The following is an 11212-nucleotide window of genomic DNA, read 5'->3' as shown; positions in this document are numbered from 1 at the left end:
CCTGCAGCACCTCACCCCGTGGTTCTTCCTGGCCGCGGCGGTGGGACTGCTGCTGCTGTTCACCTACTGGCCGGCGCTGAACCTCTTCTACTTCAGCGTCACCGACTGGGACGGCATCGATCTCCAGAAGAACTTCGTCGGACTCGACAACTACGTGCAGGTGTTCACCGACCCGCGCATCTTCTCGGTGTTCGGCGTCAGCCTGTACTACTTCTTCGCGTCGTTCGCGCAGATGGCGATCGCGCTGTACTTCGCCACGCTCCTCAGCTTCTCGACGCGTTTCTCCAACCTCTTCCGCGGCATCCTGTTCTTCCCGTACCTCATCAACGGGGTCGCGATCGGATTCGTCTTCCTCTACCTCTTCCAGCCCGGGGGCACGCTCGACACGGTCCTCAGCTGGTTCGGAGTGGCCGATCCCCCGCAGTGGCTCGGCAACCCGGACGTCGTCAACTGGTCGCTGGCCGGCACCTCGGTGTGGCGCTACACCGGGATGAACTTCGTGCTCTTCCTCGGTGCCATCCAGTCGATTCCGCACGAGCTGTACGAGGCGGCGGATCTGGACGGCGCGAGCCGCTGGCAGCAGTTCTGGGCCATCATCTTCCCCGGCATCCGGCGGGTGATCGGCCTCTCGTTCATCCTCGCGATCGCCGGCAGCCTCAGCGTCTTCGAGATCCCCTTCATCATGACCGGCGGTGCCAACGGATCGGCGACGTTCGTCATCCAGACTCTGCAGACCGCCTTCAGCTTCCGGCAGGTGGGCCTCGCATCCGCGATGGCCGTCGTGCTGCTGGCGATCGTGCTGGTGATCACGTGGATCCAGCGCAAGGTGTTCCCCGACGAGAAGGTCGACCTGACATGACCACCACCGAACCGCTGCGCACGATGCCGTTGCGCACCGCTCCCCCGCGCACGATCAAGGGCCGCTCCCGCGGCGAGCGCCTCCGCGGCGTCAGCGCGACCACGGCGAAGTACCTCAGCCTGATCATCGCGTCGGTGCTGACGCTGCTGCCCCTGTCGGTGCTGCTGTTCGCGAGTCTCAAGACCGCGCCCGAGTATGCCCAGACAGGCCCGTTCGACCCGCCGGAGAACTGGCTCAACTTCGACAACTTCGTGACCGCGTTCACGAGCGGCGAGATGCTCGAGGGCTTCGTCAACACCACGATCGTGCTGGTGGTGTCGCTGGCCGGCACCATCTTCATCGGCACCATGGCCGCCTACGCGCTCGACCGGTTCGCCTTCCGTGGCAAGAAGCTCGTGTTCGGCCTGTTCCTCGTCGCCACCCTGATCCCCAGCGTGACGAGCCAGGTCGCGACCTTCCAGCTCATCAACGGACTCGGGCTCTACGACACCAAGGCCGCGCTGATCCTGCTGTTCATGGGCACGGACATCATCGCCATCTACCTGTTCATCCAGTTCATGCAGTCGATCCCGGTCTCCCTCGACGAGGCGGCGATGATCGACGGCGCGAACCGGTGGACGATCTACTGGCGCATCGTGCTGCCCCTGCTGCGACCCGCGATCGCGACAGTCGTCATCATCAAGGGCATCGCGGTGTACAACGAGTTCTACGCACCGTTCCTCTATCTGCCGTCCGAAGGACTGATCTCCACATCGCTGTTCCGGTTCAAGGGACCGTTCGGCGCCCAGTGGGAGGTCATCTCCGCCGGCACCGTCCTCGTCATCATCCCGACCCTCGTCGCCTTCCTGCTGCTGCAGCGATGGATCTACAAGGGCCTCACCGCAGGAGCCGTCAAGTGACCACCGCCCTCTCGTTCCGTCCCCTCGACGCGGGCTGGACCCTGCGCGCCGCCGCCGGACCGGCACCGGAAGGATTCGCCGGCACGGTCGCCGCCACGGTCCCCGGCTGCGTGCACACCGACCTGCTCGCCGCCGATCTCATCCCCGACCCGTTCCTCGACGACAACGAGTCCGCGCTCGCGTGGATCGGCCTGGTCGACTGGACGTACGAGACGTCGTTCACATGGACGCCGGACGGCGCCGACCGCACCGATCTGGTCTTCGAGGGCCTCGACACCGTGACGACGATCCTCCTCAACGGCAGCGAGATCGGGGCGACGGCCAACCAGCACCGCTCCTACCGGTTCGACGTTCGCGACGCGCTCATCGAGGGCGACAACGACCTCGTCGTGCGCTTCCGCTCGCCGGTCAAGTACGCCAACGAGCAGAGCGCCGCGCTGGGGGTGCGGCAGCGCCCGTACCCGCTCCCCTACGACGCCATCCGCAAGTCGGCGTGCAGCTTCGGCTGGGACTGGGGCATCGCGACGTACACCAGCGGCATCGTCAAGCCCGTCGGCCTGGAGTCCTGGTCGGTCGCGCGCCTGGCGCAGACGCGCGTGGTCGCGACGCCGGCGGGCGACGGCGGCACGGTCACCGTCGACGTGGAGGTCGAGCGGGCGCCGGGTGCGGCATCCGTTCCGCTTTCCGTCATCGCGACGGTGGCGGGGCCAGGCGTGACCGATCAGGAGCTGCAGGGGGCCACGGTCGAGCTCGACGGCGACACGGCGACGGTGCGGCTCGAGCTCGCCGCGGCCGAGCGCTGGTGGCCGGCGGGCTACGGCGCGCAGCCGCTCTACGTCGTCGACGTCCGTCTGCAGGGGGGCGACGGTCCGGATCCGCTGGATGCCACGCACCGCGTCGTCGGGTTCCGCGACGTGCGGTGGGAGACCACCCCTGACGAGTCTGGGACGCCGTTCACGCTGGTCGTCAACGACCAACCGGTGTTTGTGAAGGGCGTGAACTGGATCCCCGACGACGCCCTCACGGTCCGCGTCACCCGCGACCGCCTGCGGCGCCGCTTCGAGCAGGCGCTCGACGCCAACCTCAACCTCATCCGCGTGTGGGGCGGCGGGCTCTACGAGTCCGACGACTTCTACGAGCTCGCCGACGAGCTGGGCCTGCTGGTCTGGCAGGACTTCCTGTTCGCCTGCGCCGCGTACGCCGAGGAGGAGCCGCTGCGCTCCGAGGTCGAGGCGGAGGCGCGGGAGAACATCGTGCGGCTCGGCCACCACGCCTCGCTCGTGCTGCTCACCGGCAACAACGAGAACCTGTGGGGCTACGAGGACTGGGGCTGGAAGCAGCGCCTGGACGGCAAGACGTGGGGCGCGCACTACTACTACGAGCTGTTCCCCGCGCTGGTCGCCGAGCTCGCCCCGCACGTGCCGTACGCGCCCGGCAGCCCCTTCAGCCCCGGCATGGGCTGGGACGGCGCGGCGCAGACCGGGTCTCACCCGAACGACGAGCAGCACGGCTCCGTGCACCTGTGGGAGCAGTGGAACCGGCTCGACTGGACGACGTACCGCGACCACAAGCCGCGGTTCGTCGCCGAGTTCGGCTGGCAGGGTCCGCCGGCGTGGAGCACCCTGGTCCGCTCCATCAGCGACGATCCGCTCACCCCTGAATCGCCCGGCATGATCGTGCACCAGAAGGCGATGGAGGGCAACACAAAGCTCACCAACGGCCTGATCCCCCACTTCCGCATGCCGGAGGCCATGGAGGACTGGCACTGGGCGATGCAGCTCAACCAGGCGCTGGCCGTGCGCACGGCGCTCGAGCACTTCCGCTCCTGGGCTCCGCACACCCAGGGCGCGATCGTCTGGCAGCTGAACGACTGCTGGCCGGTGACGTCGTGGGCGGCCATCGACGGCGACGAGCGCCCGAAGCCTCTGTACTACGGGCTGAAGAACGCGTTCGCCCCGCGTCTGGTGACCGTGCAGCCGCGCGACGGCGGGCTCGCCGCGGTGCTCGTGAACGACACCGCCGAGGCGTGGGAAGGCGAGCTCCTGGCGCGCCGCGTCGGGTTCACGGGCGACGAGCTCGCCCGGGTCACGACGCCGGTCTCGCTCGCACCGCGCGAGACGATCACCGTTCCCCTCCCCGCCGACGTCGCCACCGCCGGCGAGGCGGCGAGCGAGCTCGTCGTCGCCGGCGTCGACGCCGTGCGCGGTCACTGGTTCTTCGCCGAGCCGCGCGAATCGACGCTCGGCGCCGCGCAGGTCGAGCTCCGCACCGAGCCGGCTGCGGACGGCACGCTCGTCTCGCTCACCGCGGGCTCCCTGGTGCGCGATCTCACCCTGTTGGTCGAAAAGGTGGATCCCACCGCCGTCGCGTCCGACGCGCTCGTGACGCTGCTGCCCGGCGAGAGCACGACGCTGCTCGTACGACACGACGGCGACACGCTCGCGGCATCCGCGCTCTCCGATCCTCGGGTGCTGCGCACGGCCAACGAGCTGGTCGCGTCGTGACCGTCGAGACCGCCCAGACGCTCGGGTCCTACGTGGCCGGAATGACCTGGGGCTGGACCGGCATGCGCGGCACGTGGGCCACGCCCGCGGCATCCGACTCCCTGCGGGCCATGGCCGATCACGGCGTGAACTGGACCGCGATCGCGTATTCGGCCCTGCAGGAGACCGCGCAGTCGACCGAGGTACGGTTTCGCGAGGTGCCGACGGTGACCGACGACGAGGTGGTCTGGGCCGTTCGCGAGGCCAAGGCGCTCGGGCTGAAGGTGTGCCTCAAGCCGGTCGTCAACGTCGCGGACGGCACATGGCGCGCCTATATCGGCTTCTTCGATCAGGACGTCCCCGGAGAGCCGACGTGGAGCGAGTGGTTCGCCTCGTACCGGGAGTTCATGCTGCACGCGGCGCGCATCGCCGAGGCCGAGGGCTGCGAGATGCTCTGCATCGGCTGCGAGATGGTTCGTGCCGACGCCCGTGAGGACGAGTGGCGCGCCCTGATCGCCGCCGTGCGCGCGGTCTACTCGGGCGTCGTCACCTACAACTGCGACAAGTACCAGGAGGACCGCCTCTCCTGGTGGGACGCGGTCGACGTCGTCACGTCCAGCGGCTACTACCCGATCGACCGATGGGATGCCGAGCTCGACCGCATCGAGCAGGCCGTGGCCGCGACGGGCAAGCCGTTCTTCTTCATGGAGGCCGGATGCCCCTCGCGCGAGGGCTCGCCCGACCGTCCCAACGACTGGTCGCTGCCCGGCGCCCCGTCCGGCGCGGCGCAGCTGCGCTACTACGAGGCGATGTTCGCGGCGTGCGACGGGCGCCCGTGGGTGCGCGGGTTCATGCTGTGGGACTGGCCGCCCCGGCTCTACGCGGCCGACGAAGCGGCTGCGAACGACGACTACTGTCCGTACGGCAAGCCTGCCGGCGAGTTCCTCCGCGAGGTGTACCGCCTGCGCGCGGGTGACGCAAGGATGCCGCAGCCATGACCGAGCGCACGGCGACAGGGGTATCCGCGGAAGCCCCGACAGGTGGAGCATCGTGGGATGACGCGACGGCCGGCGGCGGCCGCCACGGGGGGAACGGGGGGAACGAGACCCCGGAAGTCGGCGGGAGCGTTCGCACCGGCGCGACCGACTCGGCGGGAAGAAGGGGCGACAGCCGTATGAGCACAGTACTGGCGATCGATGCCGGGCAGACCGGCATCAAGGTGCGCGTGCGGGAGCACGACCTGCTGTTCCCCGGTATCCGCACCCATGAGCCGCTGCTGCCGCAGCTCGCCGCCGTCGCGCACGCCGCGATCGAGCGCACCGGCGCCGAGGTGTCGGTCGTCAGCGCGGGCGTGTCGGGGCTGACGACGAAGGAGGCGGATGCCGCCGAGTTCCTCGCCCGCATCGCCGACCCGTCGGTGCGCGAGGTGATCCTCGCGCACGACTCGACCACGTCGTTCCTCGGGGCGCTCGGCGACACCCGGGGCTCGGTCGTCGCCGCGGGCACCGGCGTGGTCACCCTGGCCGTCGGCGCCGAGCGCGTCGCCCGGGTCGACGGGTGGGGCTATCTCATGGGCGACGCCGGCAGTGGCTACTGGATCGGCCGCGAAGCGCTCGACGCCGTGATGCGCGAGTTCGACGGGCGCGGTCCGGCGACGCGGCTGCGCGAGGTCGCGGAGGAGCGATGGCCCGACCTCGGGCAGGCGTACATCCACCTGCAGTCCGCCGAGGACCGCGTGAGCGTCGTCGCCTCGTTCGCCGAGCACGTCGCACGCCTGGCGTCCGACGGCGACGCGGTGTCGCAGCACATCACCGTGCGGGCCGGCGGCGAGCTCGCCCACAGCGTCGAGACGTCGCTGCGGCGGGTCCGCTCCGACGACGCCGGCGAGCGCTTCGCGGCGTGCGCGATCGGCGGCGTGTTCCGCTCGCCGCAGCTGCTCGAGGCCTTCGCCTCGCACATCGCGGCGAGCGAGCTGGACGTCACGCTCGTCGAGCCACGCGGCCATGGGATCGACGGAGCTTCCGCCCTCGCGGGCCTCGCGCCGCAGCATCCGCTCGCCCACGCGGTGTCGATCGCCCGCGCCTGATACCCCGGAACAGGTGGATGCCCCGGCCCTGTGTGGACAGGTGGGCCGGGGCATCCGGGTCTCGCGGCGCGCTGGTCAGACCAGCGACTCCCTCCAGGCACTGTGGAGCTGGGCGAACTTGCCGTCGCCGCCGATCAGCTCGTCGGGGGCGTCGTCCTCGATGATGCGACCATGCTCCATGACCAGCACGCGGTCCGCGATCGCGACCGTCGACAGACGGTGCGCGATGATGATCGCGGTGCGGTCGGCGAGCAGGGTCTGCAGGGCATCCTGGATCTGCCGCTCGGACGGCATGTCGAGCGACGCCGTCGCCTCATCGAGGATGAGCACCGCCGGGTTGGCGAGGAAGGCGCGCGCGAACGAGACCAGCTGACGCTGTCCCGCCGACACGCGGCCACCGCGCTTGTTCACGTCGGTGTCGTAGCCGTCCGGCAGGGCCTCGATGAAGGCGTCCGCCCCCACCGCCTTCGCGGCGGCCTTGATCTCGTCGAGCGTCGCGTCGGGCTTGCCGAGCGCGATGTTGTCGGCGACCGTGCCGCTGAACAGGTAGGCCTCCTGCGTGACCATGACGATCGCGCGGCGCAGGTCCTTCGGGTGCAGCGACCGGAGGTCGACATCGTCGAGCGTCACCGCGCCCTTCGTCGGGTCGTAGAACCGCGACACGAGCTTGGCGAGCGTCGACTTGCCGGCGCCCGTCGTGCCGACGAGCGCGATCGTCTGCCCGGCGGGGATATCGAGCGAGAAGTCGGGCAGGATGGTGCGCCCATTGCCGTACCCGAATTCCACGTCACGGAACTCGAGGTGGCCCTTCGCCGTCCAGAGGTCGATCGGGTGCTTGGGGTCGGGAACCGTGGGCTCCTCCTCCAGCACGCCCGACACCTTCTCGAGCGCCGCCGTCGCGGACTGGTACGAGTTCAGGAAGAACGCGACCTCCTGCAGCGGCGAGAAGAAGTTGCGGACGTAGAGCACGGCCGACAGCAGGAAGCCGATCTCCATCGCGCCGTCCACGACACGGATGCCGCCCCACGCGATCACGACCGCGAGGGTCACCGATGCCACGGCCATGAGCCCCGGCTCGAACGTGCCGAACAGGCGGATCGAGCGCATGTTCACGTCGCGGTAGTCCATCGCCACGGCGCCGAACTCCTCGTCGTTGCGGTCCTCCTTGCGGAAGGCCTTCACGGCGCGGATGCCGGTCATCGTCTCGACGAACTTGACGATCACCTTGGCGCTGATGACGCGGGACTCCCGGTACACCAGCTGCGAGCGCGAGTAGAACCAGCGCATGAGCAGGTACAGCGGGATGCCCATCACCGTCAGGATCACACCGGACTGCCAGTCCACGATGTACAGCGCAGCCAGCGTGAAAGCGCCGTACAGGATGCCGGAGACGAGCTCGTTGAGGCCGCCGTCGAGCAGCTCGCGGATGGTGTCGAGGTCGCTCGTCTGACGCGAGATGATGCGGCCCGACGTGTACGACTCGTGGAACTCCAGGCTGAGTCGCTGCGTGTGCAGGAAGATGCGCTTGCGCAGGTCGAGCATGATCGCCTGCGTGAGGCGCGCGGCGACCACGACGTACCAGCCGATGAGGGCGGCACCGCCGAGTGCCGTCACCAGGTAGACCAGCACGACGAGGATCGTCGGCATCCAGTCCATCCGCTCCACCGCAGCGGGCAGCGCGTTGTTGATGCCGATACCGATCAGCCAGGGGCCCGCGACGCGCAGCGCGGTCGAGATCACCAGCACGACGCCGGCGAGGATCAGCTGCCCGCGCACCGGCGTGATGAGCGAGCCGAGCAGGCGCAGCGAGCGCCTGCGGATCTCCTTGCTCTCGGCGCGCGTGTAGTCGGAGCGGTCTTCGCCGCTGGTTCCGGTCACTGTGGTGCTCACAGGGTCACCTCCCCCATCGGTTCCTGAGCTTGTCGAGCGGCTTGCATGCGTGCTTCCTCGACCTCGAGACTCGAGATCACGTGTCGGTAGTGGCTGCTGGTGCGCAGCAGTTCGGAGTGGGTGCCGACCGCCGTCACGCGGCCGGCCTCGAGCAGCGCCACGCGATCGGCGAGCATGACGGTCGAGGGGCGGTGCGCCACGACGAGCGCGGTCGTCTCGTGCAGGACCTGCCGGAGAGCGTCTTCGACGAGGGCCTCGGTGTCGACGTCGAGCGCCGACAGCGGGTCGTCGAGCACGAGCACGGCCGGCCGTGCGGCGACGGCGCGCGCGAGCGCGAGCCGCTGTCGCTGGCCACCGGAGAGGGACAGTCCTTCTTCGCCGATGATCGTGTCGACGCCGTCGGGCAGCTCATCGACGAAGCCGGCCTGGGCGACGCCCAGCGCCTCGCGAAGGACGCGCTCCGCCTCATCGCTGCCGGGTACGAGGTCCTCGCGGCCGAGCAGCACGTTGTCCCTCACGCTCTGGGAGAAGAGGGTCGCGTCCTCGAACGCCATGCTGATGTGCCGGCGCAGCTCCTTGAGGGTCAGGTCGCGCACGTCCACGCCGTCCAGCGTCACCCGGCCGCCGGTCACGTCGTACAGGCGAGTGGGCAGGGTGGTGAGCGTCGTCTTGCCCGATCCCGTGAGCCCGACGAGGGCCATGGTCTCGCCCGGGCGGACCGCCAGGTCGATCCCGTCGAGCAGATCGCGCTCGTGGGACGCCGCATCCTGGTAGCGGAAGTGCGCGCCCTCGAAGACGAGCTCGCCGCGCGGGCGCTCGATCGTGACGGGCTCGACGGGGTCGATGATCGTGTTCTCCTCGTCGAACACCTCGAAGAGGCGGTCGGTCGCGGTGCGCGCGTCCAGCAGGAACGAGAACAGGAAGCCGATCGACTCCATCGGCCAGCGCAGCACGGTGGCCATCGCGAAGAACGCGATGAGCTCCGCGCCCTGCAGCTCGCCCATGGCCGTCAGGTAGATGCCCGCACCCAGGCACAGCGCGAACGCGATGTCGGGGAGCAGCACCAGCCAGAACCAGATCCAGCCGACCGCTCGCGCCTTGCGCAGCTCGGTCTCTCGGAGCGTCTCGGCCTGCCGGGTGAAGCGCTGGAGCGCGTGCTTGCCGCGGCCGAACGCCTTGAGGACGCGGATGCCGTGCACGCTCTCCTCGACCGAGGTGGCGAGATCGCCGGCCTGGTCCTGAGACTGCCGCGCGAGAGTTCCGTACGTCTTCTCGAACCGGTACCCGGCGTACCACAGCGGCGCGGACGTGACGAGGAAGATCGTTCCGAGCAGCCAGTGCCAGCGGAACAGGAGGGCGGTACCCACGGCGATCGTGAGGACGTTCACGACGAGCAGCACGAGACCGAAGGCGAGCCAGCGGCGCAGCATGCTGATGTCCTGCATCATGCGGCTGAGCAGCTGACCCGACTGCCACCGGTCGTGGAAGGCGACCGGAAGGCGCTGCAGGCGCGAGTAGAAGGTCTGGCGCAGGTCGTACTCGACCAGGGTCGCGGGCGCCAGCACGAACCAGCGCCGCAGCCAGACCATGCCGGCTTCGGCGAGGCCGAGGAGCAGGATCGCTCCGGCACCCCACCAGATCGCGGTGACGTCGCCCGAGGCGATGGGGCCCTGGACGATCTGCTCGAGCACGAGCGGGATGGCGAGCGCGAGCAGGCTGGCGAAGAGCGCACTGACGGCGCCCATCGTCAGTCGCGGCAACACGGGTTTGGCGAAGGGAAGAAGGCGCGCGAGCGCGCGTGGAGTGGAGAGTCTCTCAGCGGAAGACGTAGTCATGATCCTTGGCGAGTGGTGTGGCGGGGGTGTTTCGATGCCGCGGGAACGGCGGGGACGGCGCAGCGCACCGACAGCGTGCGGGGTCGCCGGAGAGGCGTCCTGTGTGCCAGAACGCGGGAGCTGGTGATCCTATGCCGCGCGGCGTTGCGAGCGGCGGCGCCGCGGGTGCGGCGGATCGGCGGAGGTCGGCCCGGGGATTATCCCTCGAGGTCGACGCGCGGCGTCCCGAGAACAGGCAGGAAGACAATCGGCTTCGTGGTGACGACGGCCTGAGACATGGCTTCCTCCTTGTTCGCGGGACATGGGCCGGGTGCCGCCGAAACGACACGCCAGCCCTCCAGCCTATACCTGAGAGTTCCCTGGGCGCAACAAGCGCTTTCCGCCTCCCCGGAAATTTCTCTGCGAGTGCCCCAGCCGCAGGACACCCCCGGACCGTCCTGAGACGATCCGGGGGTGTCGAGGACTCACGCGATCAGCGCGGGCACCGCGGCCTCGCGGTCGAGCAGCCGCTGTTTGACCGGCAGACCCCACGCGAACCCGCCGAGGCTCCCGTCGGCGCGGAGCACGCGATGGCAGGGTACGAACAGCGCGGGGGCGTTGCGGGCGCAGATGGATGCCGCGGCGCGCACGGCGCTCGGCGAGCCGAGCTCGGTCGCGAACTCGCTGTACGTCAACGGGCGGCCGGGGGCGATGCGGCGCAGCGCCGCCCAGCCGGCGAGCTGCATCGCGGTGCCGTGCTGCGCGACCGGGACCTCGTCGATCGCGGCGAGGTCGCCCTCGTAGTAGGCGGCCACGGCGGCTGCGGCATCCGTCTCGCCCGTCTCCACGCTCGAGGGGCGCACGCGCTCCGACAGGCGGGCCAGGATCGCCGCGGGGTCTGCGGTCCAGCCCGAGGCGAGCACGCGCCCCGCGTCGTCGGCGAGGAGCGTGAAGGCTCCGTCGGGGGTCTCGAGGGTCTGGATGGTCGCGGTGGTCATGACATGCCTCCGGTGGTGGATGTGGACGGAGTGGATGGGACGGATGCTGCGGTTCGCGCCTCGCTGCGCGGGCGTGCGGCGCGGGCTCTCGCGGGCGTCCTCGGCGGGACGGCGCGCCACAGGTGGGCGGTGAGGTAGCTGCGCCACGGCGCGGTGCGCGCCGCCCAGTCGTCGAGCGCGCGC

The 11212-nt window shown here is 69.9% G+C and carries 9 protein-coding genes; 5 read left to right on the top strand and 4 right to left on the bottom strand.

Annotation, left to right across the window (positions count from 1 at the left end):
• From VIP82_RS07100 to VIP82_RS07080, 5 genes are all read left to right on the top strand, one after another.
• Positions 1-859, top strand: an 859-nt coding sequence (locus VIP82_RS07100; RefSeq protein WP_331907059.1) for a carbohydrate ABC transporter permease, incomplete at its 5' end; no start/stop codon positions are given.
• A complete protein-coding gene (locus tag VIP82_RS07095; protein WP_331907057.1) occupies positions 856-1758 on the top strand; it encodes a carbohydrate ABC transporter permease in 903 nt (300 codons plus the stop codon). The genes VIP82_RS07100 and VIP82_RS07095, both read left to right, overlap by 4 nt.
• Positions 1755-4262, top strand: a complete 2508-nt coding sequence (locus tag VIP82_RS07090; protein ID WP_331907055.1) for a glycoside hydrolase family 2 protein — start codon at positions 1755-1757, stop codon at positions 4260-4262. Before VIP82_RS07095 ends, VIP82_RS07090 begins: the two co-directional genes overlap by 4 nt.
• Positions 4259-5239 carry a glycoside hydrolase family 113 gene (locus tag VIP82_RS07085; RefSeq protein WP_414684627.1) on the top strand — a complete coding sequence of 327 codons (981 nt, stop codon included), beginning with the start codon at positions 4259-4261 and terminating at the stop codon, positions 5237-5239. Before VIP82_RS07090 ends, VIP82_RS07085 begins: the two co-directional genes overlap by 4 nt.
• Positions 5240-5415: 176 nt before the next feature.
• Entirely contained in the window at positions 5416-6327 is a 912-nt protein-coding gene (locus VIP82_RS07080; RefSeq protein ID WP_331907053.1) for an N-acetylglucosamine kinase, read from the top strand.
• A gap of 75 nt (positions 6328-6402) precedes the next feature.
• Here VIP82_RS07080 and VIP82_RS07075 read toward each other — a convergent pair whose 3' ends face one another.
• From VIP82_RS07075 to VIP82_RS07060, 4 genes are all read right to left on the bottom strand, one after another.
• Complete coding sequence (locus VIP82_RS07075; protein WP_331907051.1) at positions 6403-8217, bottom strand: ABC transporter ATP-binding protein; 1815 nt, start codon at positions 8215-8217, stop codon at positions 6403-6405.
• Positions 8214-10052 carry an ABC transporter ATP-binding protein gene (locus VIP82_RS07070; RefSeq protein WP_331907049.1) on the bottom strand — a complete coding sequence of 613 codons (1839 nt, stop codon included), beginning with the start codon at positions 10050-10052 and terminating at the stop codon, positions 8214-8216. The genes VIP82_RS07075 and VIP82_RS07070 overlap by 4 nt, the downstream gene beginning before the upstream one ends.
• A 464-nt stretch (positions 10053-10516) precedes the next feature.
• Positions 10517-11029, bottom strand: a complete 513-nt coding sequence (locus VIP82_RS07065; RefSeq protein WP_331907047.1) for a methylated-DNA--[protein]-cysteine S-methyltransferase — start codon at positions 11027-11029, stop codon at positions 10517-10519.
• The coding region (locus tag VIP82_RS07060; protein WP_331907045.1) for a hypothetical protein at positions 11026-11212 on the bottom strand (187 nt) is incomplete at its 5' end. The genes VIP82_RS07060 and VIP82_RS07065, both read right to left, overlap by 4 nt.

It is taken from the genome of Microbacterium sp. (genome assembly GCF_036566905.1).
Taxonomy (GTDB): domain Bacteria; phylum Actinomycetota; class Actinomycetes; order Actinomycetales; family Microbacteriaceae; genus Microbacterium.
The sequence above is the reverse complement of the archived record's forward strand: the minus strand, read 5'-3'. Positions and strand labels throughout refer to the sequence as shown.

Bases quoted from the DNA above. Each gene is read 5' to 3' on its own strand.
- VIP82_RS07095 (WP_331907057.1), top strand. From the start codon at position 856: ATGACCACCACCGAACCGCTGCGCACGATGCCGTTGCGCACCGCTCCC.
- VIP82_RS07080 (WP_331907053.1), top strand. From the start codon at position 5,416: ATGAGCACAGTACTGGCGATCGATGCCGGGCAGACCGGCATCAAGGTG.
- VIP82_RS07070 (WP_331907049.1), bottom strand. From the start codon at position 10,052: ATGACTACGTCTTCCGCTGAGAGACTCTCCACTCCACGCGCGCTCGCG.
- VIP82_RS07065 (WP_331907047.1), bottom strand. From the start codon at position 11,029: ATGACCACCGCGACCATCCAGACCCTCGAGACCCCCGACGGAGCCTTC.